The following is a 23,423-nucleotide window of genomic DNA, read 5'->3' as shown; positions in this document are numbered from 1 at the left end:
AGCGCTTTCTTTTGAAATAAGCATGTTCGACTATTTCAGAAAATGGAGAATTGAGAGATAATATAACAGGCAAAAAAATGAACAAAGATAAAAGTTCAGATCAGAAAGTATTTGCCAATGGAATGAAAGGTGAGCTGCTATAAAAGAAAGGCGCTTGCTCGACACATGCTCTGTATTTTAATCGAAAGGTGTTATGAACATGAATCATTTGCATCGTAGGATGGGAACTTTCGCTTTAATGATGGTAGGTCTTGGCTCAATCATTGGTTCAGGATGGCTCTTTGGTGCGTGGCGGGCTGCTCAAATCGCCGGCCCTGCTGCTATTTTGTCATGGTTGATCGGGATGGTTGTTATTTTATTTATCGCATTGTCTTATAGTGAACTCGGGTCGATGTTTCCAGAGGCAGGCGGAATGGTCAAATATACGCAATATTCACACGGCTCTTTTGTTGGATTTATCGCCGCTTGGGCAAACTGGATTGCGATTGTCTCAGTGATTCCTGTTGAGGCAGTGGCCTCCGTTCAATACATGAGCTCATGGCCTTGGGAGTGGGCAAAGTGGACAAGTCATTTGGTCACAAAAGGGGTTTTGACGACCGAGGGGCTCATGGTGGCAAGTGTGCTGCTGGTGATTTATTTTCTGCTCAATTATTGGACAGTTGGGTTGTTTTCAAAGGCGAATACATTCATTACGGTTTTTAAAATCGTCATTCCAGGATTAACAATTGGTGCGCTCTTATTCGTAGGTTTTCATAGTGAGAATTTTACTTCTGGAACAAGTATTGCGCCGAACGGCTGGGCGAGTGTGCTCACAGCTGTGGCAACATCGGGGATTGTGTTTGCTTTTAATGGCTTCCAAAGCCCGATTAATATGGCAGGAGAAGCGAAAAATCCAGGGCGTTCGATTCCAATCGCCATTGTTGGATCGATTTTGATTGCAACGGTCATTTATGTGCTGCTGCAAATCGCTTTTATTGGCGCTGTCGATCCATCAATGATTGTGAATGGCTGGGGGCATTTGAATTTCAACTCGCCATTTGCTGACCTTGCCATTGCGCTAGGGATTAACTGGCTTGTCCTTATTTTATATGCAGATGCGTTCGTTTCTCCTTCTGGCACAGGGATTACGTATACGGCGACGACGTCTCGTATGATTTATGGGATGGAAAAAAACAAGTACATGCCGAGTGTACTTGGCCGTCTGCACCCAATTTACGGTGTGCCTCGTCCAGCGATGTTTTTTAATTTGGGTGTATCGTTTATCTTTCTGTTTTTGTTTAGAGGCTGGGGGGTTCTCGCTGAAATTATTTCTGTGGCGACCCTGATTTCCTATTTGACAGGACCTGTGACAGTGATGACGCTGAGAAAGACGGGCACAGATTTATATCGTCCACTGCGAATTAAAGGACTCAGCATCATTGCTCCGCTTGGTTTTGTCTTTGCATCATTGACACTGTACTGGGCGAGATGGCCGCTGACGGGTCAGGTGTTGTTCATTATTCTCATCGGTTTGCCAATCTATTTTTACTATCAAGCAAAAGCGAAGTGGAAGGGCTTTGGTCGTCACTTTAAAGCAGGTGCTTGGATGGTTGTGTATTTGCTTGTGATGATGACGATTTCCTGTCTCGGCAGTGATAAATTTGGCGGGTATAACGTCATTCATTATGGTTGGGATATGGCACTTATTGCAGTTGTGGCGTTGTTATTTTATATGTGGGCACTCAAAAGTGGATTTGAAACAGAGTTTTTAGAAGATGCGAAAAAAATCAACGATGAACTGCGTGCTTCTCAGAAAGAAGCCGCCTCATCTAAGGAATAACGGAAGGGCTGCCTGAATACTGAGGGCAGCCTTTTTATTTGGATGGATGATCCATGACATGCTGCTTTAGCCAAGTGGTAACGCCGTGTAGAACGGTGGCTGTCACAGGACAGATAAGCGCATATCTCCATAGCTGATCTAAGCCTTGTCCACTAAGCCAAAAAACAATACCTAGAATAAAGAGAGTCAGAATGAACATGAATAAAAAAGATGCTGACCAGAAAAAAGCCTTCATCGAAGGTCACCTCCTCGGGGTATTGTATGCAGGCCGAGGGAGGATCAGACCAGCAAGAAAGAAGGAAAAATATCGTGAAATCTATTTCAAAAGTCAGATAAAAACGCCAAGTGATTTGACAGTTGTGTTAAGATGAGAGCATATTTTGAGTGTAGATGGCTGGTTATAGACGGAGGTGTTTGGAGATGCAGATTCAAAAGGTTCTAAACAATAATGTCATTAGTGTGATAGATGAACAAGGAAAAGAAATCGTCGTCATGGGCAGAGGCATCGCTTTTCAAAGACGTCCCGGAGACCCGGTGGACGAGGCGTTAATTGATAAAGTGTTCCGCCTAGAGGATCATTCCGTACATGAACGGATGAAAATGCTGCTTCAAGAGGTTCCGTATGATGTCGTCAAGGTGACCGAGGAAATGATCCAATACGCACATACAAAGCTGAACCGAAGATTAAACGAAAGTCTGCATGTATCGCTAGCAGACCATATTCATTACGCCATCGAACGATTAAAGAAAAACCACTTGATTGAGAATTCACTGATTTGGGAGATTAAACGTTTATACAAAGATGAGTTTCTCGTGGCGAAGGAATGCCTGGAGATGATTGAAGATCGTCTTCATATTGAACTGCCTGAAGATGAAGCGGGCTTTATTGCCATGCATATTATTAATGCAGAGCTCAATGAAGACATGAATACAACGGTCAATATCACGAAAGAAGTGAATGCCATACTGACCATTGTGAAATATCATCTGAACATGGAATTTGATGAAGACTCGCTCAACTTTTATCGTTTTCTCACACATTTACGCTTTTTCGTACAGCGTCTCATCAACGAAACGTTACTCGTCAGTGAAGATCAAGATTTATATCAGCTGATTAAAGTAAAATATCCGAAGGCGTACGATTGCGCAAAGAAAATCGCGGAATATGTGTATCAAACGTATCATCGCGACCTGACATCAGAGGAGATGCTCTATCTATCAATTCATTTGAATCGACTCATCAAACGAGAAAAATAAAGATAGAATTTTAAAAGAAAGCGTTGACATCATAAAAAGTGAGTGGTACTATTTGCTCATAAACATAAAAGAATACGGTTTCACAATGATCGTCTTAGAGGATTGTGACTGTTCGGCAGGCAAAACCTAAACGTTCACTGAAAAAGCGCAATAGCAAGTTGCGACTATTTTTGGTGCCCGTTTAGGTTTTTATTTTGCCTAAAAACGTATTTTTTTGAAAAAAAGGGGGTTTTTGTATGAGTCATCGTCAATTAGCAGAAGACATTATCAAACATATCGGGACAGAGAAAAATGTTCATTCATTGGTTCACTGTGCCACAAGACTTCGCTTCACATTAAATGACAGATCAAAAGCAGATAAAGCGGCCATTGAAAAATTAAATGGTGTGGTGACTGTCATGGAAAGCGGCGGCCAGTTTCAGGTGGTCATTGGCAACACCGTACCAGAGGTATATCGAGAGATTGGGGAGTTTACGAATCTATTAGAGGATTCCACTTCTTCATCTGCTAGATCAAGTGAAGAGAGTACAAGTCTTTTTGGAAAATTCGTCGACATTGTTTCTGGAATTTTCACACCGCTTCTAGGTGTCATGGCGGGTGCCGGTATTTTAAAAGGACTTCTAGGCATCTGTATCAATGCAAAATGGTTATCTCCTGAAGATACGTCGTATCAAATTTTATTTGCCGCATCAGACAGCTTGTTCTACTTCCTGCCGCTGCTGCTCGCATTCACTTCTGCTAGGAAGTTTAAAGCGAATCCATTTGTCGCTGTGACGATTGCAGGTGCACTGATCTACCCGACTATTCAAGAGCTCACAAAAGGCGGCGGAGATGTGTCGTTCTTCGGCATTCCGGTTGTCTTAATGTCTTATACATCAACGGTTATCCCGATTATTTTGGCAGTGTTTGTGATGGGATATATCGAACGTTTCTTTAACAAAGTCATTCATGAAAGTGTGAAAAACTTTATTACACCACTGATTTTACTGGTCACGGTCGTTCCACTGACACTGATCGTATTTGGACCATTTGGTGTGTATGCAGGGAATGGAATTGCAGCCGTCCTGCTGAAAGTATTCTCCTTTAGCCCTACACTTGCCGGTGCTTTAATTGCGATGGCATGGCAGGTTCTTGTCATCTTCGGTATCCATTGGGGGCTTGTGCCAGTCATTTTAAATAATATTGCGGTTCATGGAAAAGATCATATTAAGCCGGCCACTGCGCCAGCTGTATTTTCACAAGCCGGTGCTTCAATCGGTGTTATGCTGAAAACAAAGAACAAAAAGCTGAAATCATTAGCTGGATCGACAGCGGTTTCTGCTGTATTTGGAATTACAGAACCTGCTGTATACGGCGTCACACTTCGTTTGAAAAAACCATTTATTGCAGCGGTTATCTCTGCCGGTGTCGGTGGTGCCATTATCGGTTATTCACAAAGTATTGCGATCGCATCAGGTCTTCCGAGTTTACTGACACTTCCGATCTTCTATGGTCAAGGGTTTACAGGATTCTTAATCGGAATTTCCGTTTCATTTGTCCTTTCAATCGTCTTAACCTATTTGATTGGATTCAAAGATCCTGTGGATGAAGAAGATGCTCCTGCAGCTAGTTCTGCACCAGCATCTGAAAATGAACATGGTGTCAAAGCAGCTCATGTGAAAAGTCCTTTATCTGGCGAAGTCATCAAGCTAGAAGAGGTGCAAGATAAAGCCTTCTCATCTGGCGCATTAGGTAAGGGTGCAGCCATTATTCCATCAGAAGGCAAGCTGTTTGCACCAGTAACTGGGGTCGTGACAACGGTATTCCCAACAGGACATGCATACGGTCTCACCTCTGAAAGCGGAGCAGAAGTACTCATTCATATTGGACTGGATACTGTACAACTTGGGGGCCGTCATTTTACGCCGAAGGTTGAGCAGGGCCAAACCATTACAGAAGGTGAACTGCTTGCGGAGTTTGATATTGAGGCCATTCAAGCAGCAGGTCTTTCTGTCACAACACCTGTGATTATTACCAATTCCGGTGAATTTAGCGATATCATTGAGACAGAAGAAAAACAAGTGACACCAGGACAATCATTTTTACACTTAGTTTAAGAAAAGGGAGGACATAATCATGAGATATTCAACACTAGCACCATTTCCAAAAGACTTTTTCTGGGGCGGATCGACTTCCGCCTATCAAGTAGAAGGTGCGTGGAACGAGGATGGCAAGGGACCTTCAGTCATTGATATGAGAGAAAGCTATCCTGAAGGAACAACTGATTTTAAGGTAGCCAGCGATCACTATCATCGATATAAAGAGGACGTGAAGATGTTTGCAGAAATGGGCTTGAAGGCTTATCGTTTCTCTATTGCATGGACACGTATCATTCCAGATGGAGATGGGGAGATCAATCAAAAGGGAATTGACTTCTACCATTCTCTCATTGATGAATTACGCCGCTATGACATTGAACCAATTGTGACGATGTATCACTTTGATTTACCTCATGCGCTTCAAGTGAAAGGCGGCTGGTCAAATCGTTCGACAGTCGATGCGTTTGAACGTTATGCGGAGGTTTTGTTCCAGGAGTATGGCGAGAAGGTAAAATATTGGCTGACGATTAATGAACAAAACATGATGATCTTACATGGATCAGCTCTAGGTACACTGGATCCAAATTTAGAAAATCCGAAAAAAGAACTATATCAGCAGAACCACCATATGCTTGTGGCACAGGCGAAAGCCATGACGCTTTGTCATCGTTTGCTGCCTGAGGCAAAAATCGGACCAGCGCCAAACATCGCCCTTATTTACCCGGCATCTCCCAAACCTGAGGATGTCATTGCTGCGGCTAATTACAATGCAATCCGCAACTGGCTATATCTTGATATGGCGGTATTCGGTCGTTATAACAACCTTGCATGGGCATACATGAAGGAAAAAGACATTCTTCCTGTGATTGAAGAGGGAGATATGGATATTTTGAAAAGTGCAAAACCAGACTTCATTGCCTTTAACTACTACACATCTCAAACGGTTGAAGCGAGTAAAGGAGATGGCAATGATGAATTTGCCCGCGGCGGAGATCAGCATTTAAAATCCGGTGAAGATGGCGTCTACAAAGGCGGCAACAACCCGTTCTTAAGTAAAAATGCATTTGGCTGGGAGATTGACCCTATCGGTTTCCGATCAACGATGCGTGAGATTTACGACCGCTATCAGCTGCCTCTTATTATTACGGAAAACGGGCTAGGCGCTTTTGACAAGCTAGAAGCGGATGGATCGATTCAGGATGATTATCGAATTGATTATTTAGAAAAACATATTGAACAAATCAAATGGGCGATCACTGACGGTGTTGAGGTATTCGGGTACTGCCCGTGGTCAGCCATCGACTTAATCAGTACACACCAAGGCTGCTCAAAACGCTACGGTTTTATCTACGTCAATCGTGATGAATTTGATCTGAAAGACCTGAAGAGAATTCGGAAAAAGAGCTCTTATTGGTATGAAACATTGATCGAGCAAAATGGAGAGAACATCGGGAAGTAACAATATCACACTAAAAAACCCCTAATCTTTAGGGGTTTTTTTCTCTTCATGACTTGTAACTATATCAACTGGATGTATCAAGTTTTCATCATCATTATCCTCATCAGTGTAAGGCATAATAAGTGAATCCAATTCTTCCTTATCATCAACTAAAGCAACGTAAGTTGTATAATCCTCTAAATCTGATGGAAACAATTCAGCTTGACCAACATTACTTTTCAATGCTTGGTCAATAGCACTCTTTAATTCAATTAAACCCTCACGATTACCAATAATATAAGAATCCATATGCCAACTTTTTTGTGCATATATATGGCAAATCTTATCTCTATCTTTCATTATCTCATTACACCCTTCCTGAAGAATTTAATTGATTATGTGCCAACACGCCAACCACATAAAACGTCAAACGTCTCTTTGGCTTTTATGGCGTCTAACAGCTTTTTATCTCTTTCAAGAAGACTGCTTTGTATGTATGCTTGCTGTTTTTTCAACTTGCTGGAGTTTACCGATCACATCTTACTCTCTACTATCATTATACCCCGAATTTAATCTCATTTATAGACTGTTTTCCGCCCGCATCAGCCCGTATACTGTTATACGCAAGTCAAAAACGATAAGGGATGTGGCTGTATGAATGACAAGAAAGATGTTTTAGATCCTGGGCCGTTTTTTCATGGGACGAAAGCGGAATTGAAGATTGGGGACCTTCTTGAACCGTTGCATTTATCTACTTATCAGGATAAACTATCGAACCACATCTATTTCACCGGAACATTAAATGCAGCCAAATGGGGAGCTGAATTAGCCCGGTCTGATTCCAAAGAGAGAATTTATGTTGTAGAACCAACAGGCGAGTTCGAAGATGATCCGAATTTGACGGATCAAAAGTTTCCAGGGAATCCGACCCGTTCTTATCGATCGACATCCCCTTTGAAAATTGTCGCAGAATTAGGCGCTTGGGAAAGACACTCCGATGAAGAAATCAATCATATGCTGACGTCGTTAAAAAAGTTAAGGGAAGAAGGAAAAAATGTCATATACGATTGATTCGTATGTGAGGAATAGATGAATAAAAGGCCGCCCGATTTCACTTGGGCGGCCTTATGTGCTATTGAAACAGGACATGCATCAGCTCATCAAATGTCCTTGCATGTGTCAAGGAGTGAAGGCGGTCAGGACTGTCTAATAAATCGACAGCTTGTTCAAAAAATTGATTCATGCAGGCAGCGTCATCTTTCTGAATGGCTAACAAGAAAATCAGAGATACTTGATCTCCCTGCCAATCAATTGGCTGTTTCAATCGTGCAATTGCCACGCAGGAGGTGCCTTCATTTGTGATGAGCGGGTGAGGCATTGCAATTCCCTTGCCAAGATAGGTCGATGACATTTGCTCCCGCTCCAGCACGGAGGAACGAAAAGAAGATGAAACAAGCTGATGCGCCTCCAGCCGGCTGCAAAGCGTATCTAATACCTCTTCTTTGCTTGAAAGGTTCACATCCAACAAGGTCAATCGTTCTTGGAAAAAAGCCATCAGCTCCTGCGAAGGGAAACCGTGTCCGTTTAACAGGTGAATGACCTCACTCACACGCTGGACATCATGGTGTTCAAAAAAAGCATTCACTTGAATGATTGGTTTCCCCTTTGGTGCGAGAGGTACGGTTGTAATAATCACATCACATGGCAAAGTCGTGCTAAAAGCGTAATCCTGATAAGAATAAAGCTCAACAATCTCAAGCTCATGCTGAAAGGCTGCCTTCAATTTAATTTCAAGCAGCCGTGCCGTTCCTAGTCCAGACCCGCATACAATAATGGCCCTCTTTTTTTGCGAGGTGTCAAGATGACTTCTTTCAAATGAAGCAGCAATATGTAAGGCAACATATGCCGCCTCATCTTCATTTGGCGTCCGCACCAGCTGTAAGGCATTGAGTCCGCTGACAGCCAAATCAAACGGATAAGGGTAAGATGTTTTGATCTCATGCAAAAGCGGATTTTGTAAAGACACGCCGTATTGAATTCGATTTAATAATGGCTTCATATGCAGCATCAAATCTTGACGCAGGATATCGTCATCTACAAAACGATGACCGCTTGTTTTTTCAATGTGCTGGAGAAATCGTGTCACCGCCTGACGCACTTCTTCTGTCGTTTGGTGCTCATCGATTTCTTTCCACGTTTGATTCGCTAAGAGATGCATCACCAAGTAATCTGTTTCATCCTCTGATAAGGTGACGTGAAACGTGTCACTTATTTGATGAGTGATCTTTTGAGCGATTCTTGTTAACACTGGCGGTCTTTGTGTGTGAGTGGTACTGGCGGGTATCCGCTGTTTTTTTTGCGTTTGCTGAATGGCAATCGCTAAGTGAATCACTAAATTCTTTAGGGCAATATCTTTAATGAGCAGTGATTCTTGATATAGATTTGTCAGCACAATGGATCGAATGGTTTCAAGTGAAATGTCAGGGAAATGAAGCTGTTCCCGCTCAGTTATATGAGATAGGGCGGGTTCTTCTTCAAGCAGTAAGTCTGCGTAGCACGTCCTTTTTTGCAATTCGTCTCCGTCTACTTTTAAGCCAAATCCAGGCTTTGAGACAAGGGTCATACCGTAACGGGCTAACAGCTCCCGTCCTTTTTTTAAATCACTGCTGACCGTCATACGGCTGATGAACAATTCTTCTGCTAATTGATCAATTTTTAAGTAGTCTGATTGAAGCAATAGTTTTCTCATCATAAATCGTATGCGCTCTTCTGGCATGACGGGTACGAGAGAGCGGGCAGGAAGCTTTTGCTGATGAAGCCAAAGCAGGAAAGCGTCTTGGTCACTTGTTAAGAGCGTATATCCTTTCCCGCGGATGGTTTTGATCATGGCTCCAGCTTGTGTTAACAGCTCGTTTGCTTCTTTGATTAAATTGCGGATGGAGCGGTCAGATAAGCGAAAAGAGGCAGTGAGCTCCTCCAGCTTCACGAACCCTTTCGTTTCAAATAGCCGCTGAATGAGCTGGTAGGTTCGAGTATCTGCCGTCATCATCATTGCGCCGCTCCTTGTTCCTTTAAGGCATCAGCTCCAAGGGCGATGGCTCCCATTAAACCAGATAATCCGTCAAAGGAAGGCTTTGTGACGATTTCATTTAATGGCTTTGGTAATTGTAAATAATCATGAAGCCGCTTGTCTGTTTCTTCAAGGATGAGCGGCAGCAAAGCCGGTTGTTTCATGACACCTCCACCCAAAATAATGCGTTCTGGTGAAAGGGTGAGTAATAAATTTGCGGTCATTTGCCCGAGATAATAAGCTTGAAGTGACCAGGCTGGATGCTCCTCTGGCAGCATTTTTGCCAATGTATGATATCGGCCTTCTATGGCAGGTCCAGATGCTAGTCCCTCTAAACAATCATGGTGGATAGGGCAGCAGCCCCCATAGGTGTCATGAGGGTGGCGCTGAACGGTGATATGTCCCATTTCTGGATGAAGCAGTCCGTGAATGAGGCGGTTTTCAATATAGGCACCGCCGCCGATTCCCGTCCCAACCGTGATGTAGACCAAGGAATTTGGTCTGTCTGTGTCAGTTGAAAAACGAGCTTCACCGAGCGCCGCACAGTTCACATCCGTATCAAGCTTCATAGGGAGACCGAGTGCTTGTTTTAAGGTTGAGAGTAATGGAAATTGGCGCCAAGCTGTTTTGGGTGTTTCGAGAATCGTTCCATAGCTGGGGCTGTGCTCTTTTACATCGACAGGCCCGAATGCGCCTATGCCAATCGCATCGACTGGATGCTCTGTAAAGTATTCGATCACTTGCCGGCATGTTTCTTCTGGATTCCCTGTTGCAAAGGAAGTCATATGTTCAATCGTTCCGTCTGTTGTTCCGTAGCCGCAGACAAATTTTGTACCGCCTGCTTCGATGCCTCCAATTCGCATGATCAGTGCCCTCCATTAAAGAGAGGCGGAATCCAAATGGATCCCGCCCCTACATGTTCATTTTTTCTTTACAATGTAGGTTTGTACCTGACAAGGTGTGAGCGGTTCAATGTGTAATGATCCATGTTGTGCTTTCAGTATATGTCCTTCAGGTGTTTCGCCTAAATTCGCTGTTTCTCCATGTTGTAGAGATGAACTATTGATTGAAGCGGCTGTTTGACGTGTTAAATATGGATTGAAGAGACGAATGACAATGCCTGTTCCATGCTCTTCTTTTTTCAAAGCGCTTAGAACGGCCCCGTCTGTTTCAATGTCAAGCAGGCTATAAGTAGATTGTAAGTCTTCTTTTTCATCTCGGAAAGAGAAAATTAAACGACCGTTTAAAAAGTCTGCCCGCTCGTAGCACTGAACCGGGGTGGTGTAACGTTTAGCAAGCTGAGCCAAGTGTCCTTCATTCACCGCTTCTTGGCTATAGTGCATGCCAAAGGAGAATGATAGCGATCCTTGAAGCTGGGCGTCAGGTGTTTCTACGATTTTTTCTCCAGAAGCCCGGCCAGGACGATAAAGAAGGTTTTCTTTCCCCATTTTTCCGAAACAGCGGAAGAGTGTGTAAGCAATGGTTGTGTAGCCCGCGCCTGTGATTTGGTATTCTCTGACGCAGTCCGTCAAAAGAGAGACACCATATGCTTCATCGCGAAGTGCAACAAATGATTGCATGGGTTCAATGGTAATCGGTTTTTCTTCCCAATGTTCATTGTTCCACCATTCTAGCTCTTGCGTCAGCTCCGTTGGACGTTCGATGGTGCCAAACTGTTGATCGCTGAGTGATACGTTTGATGCAATACCTGTATCAAAGAGTACCCGTAGACGGTGGTCTAGCGCATGGTTGTCAACATTTACATGAAAACGGATGACCGCTTCATCTTTATTTAAAGCCACCTTCGCTGTGATCGGAAGGGAAGTCGTCACCTTTTGCTCCGAACGTTCCTCTAAATCATATGGGACAGTCAATTGAAGCTTGATGGTGAGCTCTTCCTGTAAACTGCTTTTAGATACGGTGATGTCAGCTGATGAGATATCTTTAGACGATACATAATGATCCTCACGCGGTGGTGAATAGTTATAAGAATCCCCATCATCTCCGTTGTCTTCAAAGATCATTTGCTCAGAGAAAGTTCGTCCGGTCTGTTTATCCGTAATTTCTAATGACCCATTGTCATTTGCTGCAATGCGGTAAAACGTATTTTCAATGACACGACCTTCTGTTTTTTCCAAAATGGATTCACTAAATTCATCGAAAACCATGCTGACTTGTGTATAACCAACGGATGGCAAGTCGACTGCTTCAATGAGTAAAACAGCTTTCCAGACTTGCTTTGGCATGTACACCTCTTTGCTTGGGTTAAGTGAAATCTGCTGTGCTAAGACATAATCTGTCACATCGGTTTTGCTTTTGACTGTGTAGTGAAGAGTTCGTCCATCAGCGTCTTTTAGCGTAAATGGACGTTCTGTGATAAAGGTTTCGACTTCAATGACTTCAGAGCGCTTTGAAGGCAGTGTGTTAAATAAAGTGAACGTGATTTCTTGCTCAGTTTGCAGCCGGATGGCGATGAGACGCATGTGTAAGTCCACCAGATTCTCGGCGATTTCTTTTGCCTGCTTGTAGCGGAAGAAAACGTCTTGATTCGTCGTATCACTGTTACAGCCGCCAATGCTGTCATGCGCTGCATTTTCAAACATGAGGTACCAAATATCACGCACCGTGTCATGCGGATAGTCATGTCCGAGTGAATAACTGATTGTAAGGATCGGCTCCATCACATTGACAAGATAGTTTTCAATTTGGTTGTTTAAGATTTTCAAATCTGCTCTTGTTGAAAAAATGGACTTATGAATTCGCATATGCTTGGCATGAATGAGTTCTCCTTCTAATGTCTCAAAAGAAGTCCGCTCTTTTTTCACTGCTGCAATGTAGTCTTCTAAACTGCTGATTTGATAGTGATGCTCGTCTATTTCATTGGCTTTTTCTAATAAGTCAGGCAGGTTTTTACGAATAGGCGCCTGGTCAAAGCCATTTGGGAAATAGACATTCTTTGTCGTGGCTTTTGCTTGCAGCGCCCCGATTTTTTCAGAAAGAAAGGCTTGCAGGTCTTCATCCTTTTCAGGAATATTTCCTCCGTAGTAGTAGCCAAATGGCAGATTCACTGCAAACACTTCACTGCCATCCGCCCCGCGCCAATTAAATTCTGTGTGATTCGTCATATGATCAGAAACGCCGCGCCAAAAGGCTGTGTCGACAATTCCAAAGCCTTGATAAATTTGAGGCATTTGTGCAGATTGACCGAAGGAATCAGGGACATAACCGACCTTCATGACATGTCCAAACTGCTGACAGCGCTCAATCCCATATTGCAGATTCCGTACAATCGATTCCCCAGAAATCACGAGCTGATCCGTTTGTGTATACCACGGACCGATGATGAGGCGTTTTGCTGTGACGAGATGTTTAATTCGATCCTCATCCTTTGGGCGCCATTTCAAGTAATCATCTAGCAAGGATGCTTGTGCATCGAGCATGAAGTAATGGAATCGTTCATCTGTTTCGAGGGTGTCCAATATGTCCATTACGCTTTTCATTAAGTAGATACGGGAACGGGAGGTGGTAAAATACCATTCCCGGTCCCAGTGAGTATGTGGAATCACATGTACATTGACAGTCATTGTGTAACGACACCTTTCTTTGTTCAAATTATCCTTCTAGCACAAGGTCAAAATCATCTTCTTCTTTCTGCTTCTGATCATGTTCTGGCTTTTGGGGTTCTTTTTTCTCAGAGAAGTTCACAAGTAGGTTGGCGCCAATTCCAATAACAAGTGCGCCAGTTAGTGCGCCGATTAAATACGCCCACCAGTTTCCTACTGAGAAGAATCCGTATAGTCCGCCAATTGGCGGCATGATGTCATGGACACCTAATAAGGCAGCGACCCCGCTTCCAGCAGCACAAGCGACGACATTCAGCGGAATCAATTTCAAAGGATTGACGAGTGTAAAGGGAATGGCTCCTTCTGTAATCCCGATAATCCCCATCACAAGACCGCCTCGTCCGGCTTCTCTAAACGTAGGAGAGAAGTTGCGTTTTCGAATCAATGTCGCAAGCCCGTATCCAAGCGGCGGAATGACAATCGCGATATTGACGAGAATGGCAGGAAGATAGACACCTGATAGGAAGAGCGCGTTACCAGCCATCCAAGCTGATTTATTCACTGGGCCGCCAAGATCAAAGCCAATCATGGCACCTAGAATGAGAGCAAGTGCGAGTGTACTTGTTCCATCTGCGACCATGCCTTTGATCCATTCAATTAATGCGGTGTTCAAAGCCCCTAATGGACCGCCTAGCAGAACGGACATGAGAAGTCCGGTTAAGCCAACAGTAATGAGCGGTAAGATGAGCAGAGGGACGAGTCCAGCTGCGGAGCCTTGAATTTGAATTTTTCTTTTCACAAAGAGAGCGACATATCCGGCAAAGAAACCTGCAATGACGGCGCCGATAAAACCAGCATTTGTTGAGCTGGCAAGAGCTCCGCCGATAAAGCCGGCCGCAAGACCAGATTTATCCGCAATCGAATAGGCAATAAAGCCAGCGAGCAGTACGTTCATTAAGCCAATGCCTGTCCAGCCAACCTGTTCCATCAAATAGGCACCATGTAAAATGCCGCCTGCATCTTTATAGGCGTTTAAATCTGATACACCAAAACCTAATCCGACTAGTTTGGCTAAACCAACGATAAGTGAAGCTCCGATGATCACCGGAAGAATATAAGAAATACCGGTCATGAGGTGGCCTTCAATGACTTTTAATTTTGCTTTCATTCTGCTTTGCTCCTTTCTATATGGCATTGCTCTTGTTTATTGGGATTCAGATTTTTTCTTTTCAACCAGCGCAACGGCTTTTGTGATGATTTGCTCGGCATTTTTTAGGGCGCGTCCGATTTCGACACGAACAGTAGGAATACCTGAGAAGCGTTCAGCGTCGTTAATGTGCTGATTGGAGGCAATAATGCAAAGGTCTGCCTGCTTAGCTTCCTCTGCTGTAATGCCATTCACCTGTCCCATAATTCCTTGTTGCTCGATTTTAATCTCGTGTCCAAGCTGTTTACCCGCATTCTCTAATGCTTTTGCTGCCATTGGAGTATGAGCTAACCCTGCTGGGCATGAAGTGACACCGACAATTTTCATTGTGTAATCCCCTCTTTCAATTGTTGTTCAATGACTTCGTAATAATAGTCTGCTGTTTGACCGGGTTGAATCTTTTCGATGAAAGCAGGCTCCATTAAACTTGTGGCAATGCCAGACAGTAATTTGAGGTGTGTGACATTGGCCTCTTCTAGTGGAACGAGCAGTGTAAATAAATAGCTTGTTGGCAAATCGTCGAAGCTTCCCCAATCAATGGGTTGTTCAAGTTCTAAAAAGAGAAGTGAAGCCGTTTGAACAGCAGAGCTTTTTGTATGAGGAATCGCAAAACCTTGCTGAAGTCCTGTTGAGACTTCGTCTTCGCGTTTCAACAAATCTGTTAATAACCCTGACTGATCATCTGTAATGTGAAGGTCTTCAGCTTTCTCGGAAATGTATTGTAAAATCTCATTCTTTGATCGACCGTTTACTTGTGTAAAAACATGATCTTTTTGGAACAAGCTGATCCCTTCTCTCTTGTTTGTTAAGCGCTTACAATTCGATTGTAATGTACTTTTCGACATGGTTAAATAGCATCATTTTCCGTTTGAAATGGCAAAAAGTTTATGAAGCGATCAGACTAGCCATCTGAATATCTCAAATCCTAGCTTAAAACGAGTTTAATTATGTCAAAAACAGATTCTACTAAAAGGGATTCTGTGATATTCTTCCAAGGTATTGTAAAAGATAAGGGGGTCTTTTCATGTTTAAAAAGCAGGTCAAATCCTGTGTGGTTGTACTCATGGCTATCATTCTATGTATGGCTGCATTACCTGGGTACGAGGCATCAGCAGTTAGTAAGGGCACAAGTGTCAATGAAGCCATTGGGTTAAAAAATGGTGAAGTCATCTCAGGTACATTACAGAATGAAAAAGAAGAGTCATGGTACCAAATCACGCCATCTGCACAAGATGTGGCAAAACATACACATATGCAAATTGCTGTCAAAAGCAAACAAGTGTTATCTGTATCGGTCTACCCAAGTAAGGATAGAGCGATAAAGGATGACACTTATTCGAGATATCGTGTGGACACAGCAAGTGGAGAGACAGAAATCAACTTCCCGCATGCATGGTCAGGTCCTTACTATGTCAAAGTGCTGTATTTAGGTTCAGAGGAAGACAGCCGTGATGAGGAAGAGGATGCAGCATATACAATCGGGTATAAAGGCGCGAATCTTCCGCCATCTGAACCGATTTTCCCTGAAGAAGAAGAGCTAGGGATCATCATTATTGAGAAAAAGCATGGACGTCAAATTCTTCAATCCATTCGTACGATCGAAGACAAACGATTCAATGAAACAGCCGATGGTCAGAAGCTTACACGTCTGCTACAAAAAACAAAGCCGTTTCTTAAATCTAAACTCATCAACAATCAAAAAAAGCAGCAAACGGTGTACAATCATTTGCTTACATTAAAATCATTGCTGAATGACGTAGAGAAAAATGGTGCATTCAGCGGTCATATCGTCACAGAGAAAGAGCAACAGGCGATCCGTTCCCTTTTTGATATGCTCAAAGAGGCAAGTCCAGCCTATCTAAAAAAGGAATTAGAAACAGTGGGACAAAAAGTAGGAATCGATCAGCTTGAAGGAAAATCGATCGGTTATGTATTAGAGAAACAAAAGCTTGTTCCAGAAGAAAAGGTCAACACAAACAAAATCATCTTTAAATTAAAGGATGGACAAACGCTTCAATCCGCAAAAAAGAAGATGAAAGGCTACGGAATTCAAGAAAACCGTGTGACATCTCAGTCAGTAAATCCTTTATTTAAAGGAATGTATGTTTACGATGTACCGGCAGGGCAAGAATCGGCTGGCAAAACGCTTAAAGCAGGCAAAGCTGTGATCAAAAGCACGGCGAGAAAGCTTTCTAGTATGCCGAATGTTGAATTTGCAGAGCCTGTACAAACGTATCGTGCGCTCAGTAATGACGCGCAGTATGGTTACCAGTGGCCGCTGAAAAACAGTGCGCAGAACAGTGGGAAAAAAGGCGCTGATGTGAAGTTTGAACAAATGAATACATTGATTGGCACAAGCAAAATGAAGCAAACGTTAATTGCTGTTGTGGATACAGGTGTCGACAGCCGTTTGTCCGATTTAAGCGGAACGGTTCGCACAGACTTAGGTGCTAATCTGATTGGCCGTAATAAAGATGCAATTGATGACAATGGCCACGGTACCCATGTGGCAGGTATCATTGCAGCAAAAGCCGACAATCATTACTCCATGGCAGGGCTGAACCAACATACAGGTATCATCCCAGTCAAAGTACTGGATGCGTATGGAAATGGAGATACAGAGCATATTGCTCTTGGCATTAAACATGCAGTGGACAAAGGTGCAAAGGTCATCAACATGAGCCTTGGCGGCTACTACAGCAAGGTCATTGAATATGCGATGAACTATGCTGCACAAAAAAATGTATTAGTGGTAGTGGCGAGCGGAAACGATGGCATTCCAGAAATGGGTTATCCTGCGACTTCCAAGTACGCCATGGCAGTTGGTGCAAGCAATCGCATGGATATTGCCGCTGAATTCTCAAGCTATGGGAAAGGATTAAGCATGTCTGCACCAGGGTCTGATATTCCAAGCTTAATGCCTGATGGGAATGTTTCATACCTGAGCGGGACATCAATGGCTACACCGTATGTTGCAGCAGCAGCAGGATTACTGCTTTCTAAAAATCCAACCCTGAAACCAAATCAAGTGAGAAATATTTTACAAAATACAGCGGATGATATTTCATTTAAAGCTGTTGATGGAACAGATGACGTTTTCTATGATGAAAATGACGAGCCTGTTGTTGATCCGAAAATTCCGGGTATCGATTGGATGACTGGACATGGCAGACTCAATGCTTTTGCCGCGTTAAGTGCTGTTGAATTAAACGCATCAGTTAACAAAGTAGAAGATCAGCATCAAAAGGTGACAGGAAAGGCGAAAGCCGGCGCTGCCATTTCTGTGTATAGAGGCAAAACCCTGCTTGGAAAAGGCACGGCAAGCAAAAAGGGAACCTTTAGTGTGAAGATCAAGCATCAAAACAAAAATAAAGTGCTTCACATCAAGATATCAAAAGGAAAGGCTGCGACTTCGCTCAAAACGGTCGTGAAAAAGGGCAAAGCACCAGCTAAGCCAAAGGTGAATCGAGTAACAGTGAAAAGTAAAACGGTCAAAGGAACTGCGGGTGCAGGCTTGACAATCAAGGTAAAGAACAAGTCAAAGAAAGTCATTCAAACGGTCAAAACCAATAGCAAAGGCGCATTTACGGCTAAAATCAAGCCGCAAAAAGCCAAAACCGTCTTGTATGTGACGGCTTCAGATGTGAGAAAAAGAGAAAGTAAAGCAGTGAAAGTTGTTGTGAAAAAATAGTTTTGCAGCTTCCCTTTTTTGAATAAAAAGGGAAGTTTTTTGTTTTTACTGGAAAAATGACAATAACTGTCGATAGTAATATAGTAGGAAAAAAAAGGAGGATTTATCGATGAAAAAAATCATGTTTGCTTTCTTTCTATCATTGCTTCTCGTTTTCCCAAGCTTTGCACATGCAGAGGAAACAGGAGCAGTACCAGCATCCGTACAAGTAACAGGCGTCACAGCAGCAGACGGTGGTATGGTCAATTACGGTTCTGGCAGTAAATATCGTGTAGGTTCATATTATCCAGCTACTTTTAAAGGAACATTAAAGGACACAAGTGGTCAACTCATGGCGAATCAGCCAATTCAGCTTTATTTTGAAGCAGCAATCAAATCGTATGCTCAAACAGCAACAGGTACAACAGACGAGAATGGACAATTTTCACTAACGATTCAAGTTCCTGCAGGTGCAGGCTACCGTACATACAATAATGCAGGCTGGTCTACACATTACTACGATATTGTTCCAGTGACTTTCACTTCAAACGACATCACGCTATCTTCAAATGTGACAAGTGTGTACCATTTGGCATATACATCACGTTACTAATCTGCTAGAAGAAGTGACTTGGCGCAAGCCCTGTCGTTTTCATAGAAAAAAAGGATGTCAGCTAGTGACATCCTTTTCTTTTTGTTAGCAAACCTGCTGGGCGGCAACCGAAAGAGTCGATAAACAAACACTCATGAGCCGTTTCTCCCCAGATTCGATCGAGCATTGAGCTTTACATCTTGAGCTTTGATGGATAAGAACTTTGAATACTTGAGCTTTCAGCTTTGAACGTTCAGCTTTGAGCTTTTAGCATGGATCATCCTAAGATGATCATCAGATGAGGAGGGAATGACCTTTCCCTCGGAGGTGTTTAGTCCTATCGATTTTCGGCTCACTAACAAAAGCGACTAGTCGATCTGTATTTTGGTCAAGGTATTGCTTTCTGATAAGGAGAAATCCACTTCCATTTGGAAATCTTCAATCTCTTTCGAAAGTTGTTCAATCTTCACTCGAAGACGAAGAGGGTCAATGATCGCCGCCTCATTTTCAGCTAGGAATGACTTGACGATCTCTTGGTTGGCAGCGGCTTGTGTTTTCCCATCTTTCCCAAATAGTGTTTCTAAATGCTGATCCAGTCTCTTTTTCACATCTTCATTGATTTGTTCTGACCGGTCAACCAGCTCTGTGTAGACCTTTTTTAATTTTCGTAAATAACGAATATCGTAATCTATGGATGTCTTGCGTTCAATGGCTTCTGCTACGGTCATGCTAACACCCGCCACCTCAATCGTTGTCGTAGCATTCGACACAACGATGGCTGATTTAATGGCATTTCGGCGTTTGATTAATGCTTGAATCGATTGGTGATCTGCTTTTGCCTTTTTTTCTACTTCTTCTTGATTTTGAAATCCGTTCTGTATGTGTTTCCCGATGATCAAACCACCGAGTACGGCTTCATCAATCGTTCGGCTGATTCTTTTATCTAACATTTTCAGTTCACTTAATGCTCTTGTAATGGTCATTTCCATATTAAAAACAGCTCCCTTGATTCGTCCTGAAAATCATAGATTCCTATCATATACCAAAATGTCTTTGTTTTGCTAGTGATATCCTTTTTTGGGGCAAACAAAAAACCCTGGTGCTATACACCAGGGTTTTCTCGTTTTTTCTGAATCCATGTTGTCACGTAATAGGCAGCATAGCAGAGTGCGATAAAAGGGATACCGCAGATGAGAGCGATGCGCTGATTTGGATCAAAAGCAATGCCGATCACAGATGCAAGGCATAGGAGGAAGGCAGCAATCGGAACCACCGGATAGAGCGGGGTTCGGAAAGATAAATCATGAAGCTGTCCGCCATCCTGTAAGAATTTTTTGCGAAACATGAACTGTGAAGCTGCAATTCCCATCCATACAACAACAACGGCGAGTCCAGAGATTGAAACAAGAACCAGATACACCGTTTCAGGTGCGATGACACTCGATAGCAAAGAGAGAATGCCCCCAATCATACTTAAAATGAGTGCATTCAAAGGAATTCCCTTTGACGTCAATTTTGCCAGCTTTTTAGGTAATGTTCGTTCTTCAGAAAGGGACCATAGCATGCGAGATGAGGCGTATAGCCCTGAGTTTGCAGCAGATAAAATCGCTGTCAGAATGACAAAATTCATGAAATCTGCCGCATAAGGAATCCCGATGCGGTCAAATACCACAACGAAAGGACTTTTGATCACTCCGGCTTCTTCTACTGGAATTAAGCCGGCTAAGACCACGATCGTTCCGACGAAAAACAGGACAAGGCGCAGCACAGTCGTGCGAATCGCCCGGGGAATGGTCTCATCTGGATTGACGCTTTCACCCGCAGCAATCCCAATCAGCTCAGTACCCGAAAAAGCAAAATTAACAGCCAGCATGGTCATTAAAATCGGTAAAAAGCCGTTTGGGAAGAGACCCCCATCTCCAGTGAAGTTAGAGAAGAACGGAGCGGCCTCACCGTCTTTTAGTGGAATCAATCCAAACATTGCGGCTCCGCCAAGGATAATAAAGAGAATAATAGCCATGACTTTAATGCTAGAAAACCAAAATTCCGATTCTGCAAAAAACTTAACTGTAAAAGCATTGAGTAAAAAGATGAGAATGGCAAAAACACCGCTCCACATCCAAACTGATGTGTCCGGGAACCAGCGCTGCATTAAAAGACCTGCCGCTGTAAATTCTGAACCAAGTGCCACGGTCCATGTCAGCCAATAAAGCCAAGCCACTGTATAGCCAGTGCCGGGCCCAATGTATTTTGTTGCATATGTGTGAAAAGCGCCTGTAACCGGCATTGCGACAGACAGTTCACCTAAACAGAGCATCACGAGATACACAATTAATGCCCCAACCAGATAAGCCAAAATCGTTCCCGCAGGTCCGGCCTGATTGATCGTATATCCTGAACTTAAAAAGAGTCCTGTGCCAATCACGCCACCTAAAGAAAGCATGAACAGGTGACGGCTTGTCATTTTTCGTTGATATTGTTGTGACTGATCTTTTGCTTGTTCCATGTCTTCCCGCCCTTTTGCTTAAAAGTATGTGTGTTGAGTCATGATGCTACGATGTTGCCTGTTTTAAGATATCGGTAATATCCTCTGGTGTCGTCCGGCAGCAGCCGCCGATGATTTGTGCGCCGTCTTTATACCATTGCTGCGCACATTCACCAAATGTATGGTGAGACGTATCTCCGCTCCAAACCTTTTCTTCAGGATCATATAATTCCCCTGAGTTCGGATACACGACAATCGGTTTGCTCGTCCCTTTTTTCATCTCCTGAATGAGAGAAGACATATATTGCGGTGGTGTACAGTTTACGCCAACAGCAGCGATCTGCTCATATGGCTCGAGTGCTTGTACACAGTCTCTAAGTAAATCTCCTTCACTAATGTGCCGACCATCCTTTGCACTAAATGTAATCCACGCATATACACCGCTGAACTCATCCTCCAGCAGTTTAGCGATGGCGATTGCTTCAATGAGACAAGGGATGGTTTCACAAGCGAGAATATCTGCACCAGCCTCTACCAATGCTTGAATTCTTGGTCTGTGAAAATCAATGAGCGCCTGTTCTGTGAGTCCGTAATTTCCCTTATATTCTGAACCATCAGACAAATAAGCGCCGAAGGGCCCCACAGATCCAGCGACAAATGGTTTTGCCCGCTCTTTACGTTGTGTCTCATCCTGCCAAAACTGCTCGCACGCTTCTTTTGCTAACGTGACAGATCGTTTCATTAATTCGATGGCTTCTTCTTTTGTATAGCCTTTTTCAGCAAAGCCATCAATCGTCGTTTGGTAGCTGGCTGTTGTTGCACAGTCAGCACCTGCTTGGAAGTAGTCCAAGTGTACTTGCTGAATCAATTCTGGCTGTTCAATAAGGATTTTGGCTGACCATAAACTGTCGTTTAAATCACAGCCCTTTCGTTCAAGCTCCGTTGCAAGTGCACCATCTAAAATCAAAGGTGCGTGAGCCTGTAAACGGCTTTGAATAGGATTCATATAAATCAAACAGCCTCCTTTGTCGATCGGAAATAATGGATATGATATGAGGCAGTAGTTTAAATGACTAAAGTGTTTTTGTCAAGGAGAGGAATAAGCATCGTATGACGGAAAAACCCTGAAAACATGCGGGTTTGAGTGCATAAACATACAGTTGAAATAATAGAAAACCAAGTCATTGACAGCCTCTAAAAAGAGATATATATTATGGAAAGGTTCATTTCAGAAAGCTTCATCAAAAGGCGCCGTCTTTTGATTTTTATTTTGTCCAACGACTGTCTTCTTTCGTGCAGAAAGAGGGTTTTTTATATGCTTAAAAAAGGAGGAAAGAAGAAATTGAAAAAATGTGTAAAAGATATTGCAATGATTCTAGTCGGTTCTTTTTTATTTGCTGCAGCTGTGAACATGTTTGTCATTCCACTTGAGTTTGGTGAAGGCGGCGTAACGGGGCTGTCCATCATTTTCTACTATATGTTTGAGATTGCGCCGTGGCTGACAAACCTTGTGTTGAATGCGATTTTATTACTTGTGGGGTATAAATACTTGGACAAGAAGACCACGATCTACACAGTGATAGCTGTCGCAAGTAACTCTCTATTTTTACATTTGACCACTACATGGGTGGTGAATGTCCATGAATTGATCATTGGTTCTATTTTCGCAGGGATTATCATTGGGATTGGCATTGGTCTTGTTTTAAGAGCGGGTGGTACAACAGCGGGATCTGCCATTCTTGGGCGAATTGCGAATAAGTATCTAGACTGGAACGTGAGCTACGCCATCTTGTTCTTTGATCTGATCGTTGTTTTTGCTTCTTACTTTATTATTGGTGCGGAAAAATTAATGTTTACGATTGTGATGCTGTATGTGGCGACTAAGGTGATGGATTTCGTCATAGAAGGGCTTAACACGAAAAAAGCGGTCACGATTATTTCTTCATGCAAAGATGATATTGCAGAAGAAATCAATCACACCTTGGATCGAGGCGTGACCATTTTAAACGGTCGCGGTCATTATTCGAAGGAATCGAAGGAAATTCTCTATGCGGTCATTCAAAAACAGGAGCTGATGCGTTTAAAGAAAATCATTAAGAAAATTGATCGAGACGCATTCGTTGTTGTCCATGACGTGCGTGATGTGTTTGGAGAAGGATTTGTGAATATATAAAAACGAAAAGACCCAAAAGGGTCTTTTTTTATATTTTATACCTCTTGTCACATCATACTATGTATTGTATA

Annotated in this window: 19 protein-coding genes; 8 read left to right on the top strand and 11 right to left on the bottom strand. The window is 43.0% G+C overall.

Features of this window, described 5'->3' with window-relative positions; genetic code table 11:
- Positions 1-199: 199 nt before the first annotated feature.
- Positions 200-1,819, top strand: coding sequence for an APC family permease (locus tag ACSBQP_RS15305; RefSeq protein WP_048002336.1), 1,620 nt, complete (start codon positions 200-202; stop codon positions 1,817-1,819).
- Positions 1,820-1,853: 34 nt separating this feature from the next.
- Here ACSBQP_RS15305 and ACSBQP_RS15300 read toward each other — a convergent pair whose 3' ends face one another.
- Complete coding sequence (locus tag ACSBQP_RS15300) at positions 1,854-2,054, bottom strand: hypothetical protein (RefSeq protein WP_017358736.1); 201 nt, start codon at positions 2,052-2,054, stop codon at positions 1,854-1,856.
- Positions 2,055-2,239: 185 nt separating this feature from the next.
- Here ACSBQP_RS15300 and licT point away from each other — a divergent pair, with 185 nt between their 5' ends.
- From licT to ACSBQP_RS15285, 3 genes are all read left to right on the top strand, one after another.
- Positions 2,240-3,076 carry a BglG family transcription antiterminator LicT gene (gene licT, locus ACSBQP_RS15295; RefSeq protein WP_017358738.1) on the top strand — a complete coding sequence of 279 codons (837 nt, stop codon included), beginning with the start codon at positions 2,240-2,242 and terminating at the stop codon, positions 3,074-3,076.
- Between the two features lie 236 nt (positions 3,077-3,312).
- Positions 3,313-5,172: a beta-glucoside-specific PTS transporter subunit IIABC gene (locus ACSBQP_RS15290; protein WP_008343857.1), complete on the top strand. Its 1,860-nt coding sequence runs from the start codon at positions 3,313-3,315 to the stop codon at positions 5,170-5,172.
- Positions 5,173-5,191: 19 nt separating this feature from the next.
- On the top strand, positions 5,192-6,613 hold the full coding sequence (locus ACSBQP_RS15285; protein ID WP_435028572.1) for a glycoside hydrolase family 1 protein: 1,422 nt from the start codon (positions 5,192-5,194) through the stop codon (positions 6,611-6,613).
- Positions 6,614-6,634: 21 nt separating this feature from the next.
- Here ACSBQP_RS15285 and ACSBQP_RS15280 read toward each other — a convergent pair whose 3' ends face one another.
- Complete coding sequence (locus tag ACSBQP_RS15280) at positions 6,635-6,952, bottom strand: hypothetical protein (protein WP_206115927.1); 318 nt, start codon at positions 6,950-6,952, stop codon at positions 6,635-6,637.
- A 294-nt stretch (positions 6,953-7,246) separates the two neighbouring features.
- On the opposite strand from ACSBQP_RS15280, the gene arr reads away from it, so the two are divergent.
- On the top strand, positions 7,247-7,663 hold the full coding sequence (gene arr / locus ACSBQP_RS15275) for an NAD(+)--rifampin ADP-ribosyltransferase (RefSeq protein ID WP_435028571.1): 417 nt from the start codon (positions 7,247-7,249) through the stop codon (positions 7,661-7,663).
- A 61-nt stretch (positions 7,664-7,724) separates the two neighbouring features.
- Here arr and ACSBQP_RS15270 read toward each other — a convergent pair whose 3' ends face one another.
- Genes ACSBQP_RS15270 through ACSBQP_RS15245 form a run of 6 tightly spaced genes read right to left on the bottom strand, consistent with a single transcriptional unit; the run spans position 7,725 to position 15,214 of the window.
- Positions 7,725-9,644 (bottom strand): BglG family transcription antiterminator, encoded by a 1,920-nt coding sequence (locus ACSBQP_RS15270; RefSeq protein WP_268357633.1) that lies wholly within the window; start codon positions 9,642-9,644, stop codon positions 7,725-7,727.
- Positions 9,641-10,525 carry an ROK family protein gene (locus ACSBQP_RS15265; protein WP_435028570.1) on the bottom strand — a complete coding sequence of 295 codons (885 nt, stop codon included), beginning with the start codon at positions 10,523-10,525 and terminating at the stop codon, positions 9,641-9,643. Before ACSBQP_RS15265 ends, ACSBQP_RS15270 begins: the two co-directional genes overlap by 4 nt.
- Before the next feature lie 57 nt (positions 10,526-10,582).
- Entirely contained in the window at positions 10,583-13,246 is a 2,664-nt protein-coding gene (gene mngB / locus ACSBQP_RS15260; RefSeq protein ID WP_435028569.1) for a mannosylglycerate hydrolase, read from the bottom strand.
- 28 nt (positions 13,247-13,274) lie between these two features.
- Positions 13,275-14,393 carry a PTS fructose transporter subunit IIC gene (locus tag ACSBQP_RS15255; RefSeq protein WP_017358746.1) on the bottom strand — a complete coding sequence of 373 codons (1,119 nt, stop codon included), beginning with the start codon at positions 14,391-14,393 and terminating at the stop codon, positions 13,275-13,277.
- Positions 14,394-14,429: 36 nt separating this feature from the next.
- The gene (locus ACSBQP_RS15250; protein ID WP_007498438.1) at positions 14,430-14,759 is read right to left on the bottom strand and encodes a PTS fructose transporter subunit IIB; all 330 of its coding nucleotides are present in this window, start codon (positions 14,757-14,759) and stop codon (positions 14,430-14,432) included.
- Complete coding sequence (locus ACSBQP_RS15245) at positions 14,756-15,214, bottom strand: PTS sugar transporter subunit IIA (protein WP_008342176.1); 459 nt, start codon at positions 15,212-15,214, stop codon at positions 14,756-14,758. The genes ACSBQP_RS15250 and ACSBQP_RS15245 overlap by 4 nt, the downstream gene beginning before the upstream one ends.
- A 242-nt stretch (positions 15,215-15,456) precedes the next feature.
- Between ACSBQP_RS15245 and ACSBQP_RS15240 the strand changes: the two genes are divergently transcribed.
- A complete protein-coding gene (locus ACSBQP_RS15240; RefSeq protein WP_435028568.1) occupies positions 15,457-18,123 on the top strand; it encodes a S8 family serine peptidase in 2,667 nt (888 codons plus the stop codon).
- 109 nt (positions 18,124-18,232) lie between these two features.
- Positions 18,233-18,715 carry a hypothetical protein gene (locus tag ACSBQP_RS15235; protein WP_007498435.1) on the top strand — a complete coding sequence of 161 codons (483 nt, stop codon included), beginning with the start codon at positions 18,233-18,235 and terminating at the stop codon, positions 18,713-18,715.
- A 347-nt stretch (positions 18,716-19,062) separates the two neighbouring features.
- Here the strand turns inward: ACSBQP_RS15235 and ACSBQP_RS15230 are convergent, their stop codons facing one another.
- From ACSBQP_RS15230 to mmuM, 3 genes are all read right to left on the bottom strand, one after another.
- Positions 19,063-19,683 (bottom strand): hypothetical protein, encoded by a 621-nt coding sequence (locus tag ACSBQP_RS15230; RefSeq protein ID WP_108611531.1) that lies wholly within the window; start codon positions 19,681-19,683, stop codon positions 19,063-19,065.
- Positions 19,684-19,796: 113 nt separating this feature from the next.
- Positions 19,797-21,200, bottom strand: coding sequence for an S-methylmethionine permease (gene mmuP, locus ACSBQP_RS15225; RefSeq protein ID WP_435028567.1), 1,404 nt, complete (start codon positions 21,198-21,200; stop codon positions 19,797-19,799).
- 46 nt (positions 21,201-21,246) lie between these two features.
- Positions 21,247-22,185 (bottom strand): homocysteine S-methyltransferase, encoded by a 939-nt coding sequence (gene mmuM / locus ACSBQP_RS15220; protein ID WP_435028566.1) that lies wholly within the window; start codon positions 22,183-22,185, stop codon positions 21,247-21,249.
- A gap of 336 nt (positions 22,186-22,521) precedes the next feature.
- Here mmuM and ACSBQP_RS15215 point away from each other — a divergent pair, with 336 nt between their 5' ends.
- Complete coding sequence (locus ACSBQP_RS15215; protein ID WP_235675428.1) at positions 22,522-23,352, top strand: YitT family protein; 831 nt, start codon at positions 22,522-22,524, stop codon at positions 23,350-23,352.
- The last annotated feature ends 71 nt before the right edge of the window (positions 23,353-23,423 follow it).

Source organism: Bacillus sp. G402, from assembly GCF_051172515.1.
Taxonomy (GTDB): Bacteria; Bacillota; Bacilli; order Bacillales; family Bacillaceae; genus Bacillus; species Bacillus altitudinis.
This window is presented reverse-complemented; position numbering and strand designations above follow the sequence as displayed.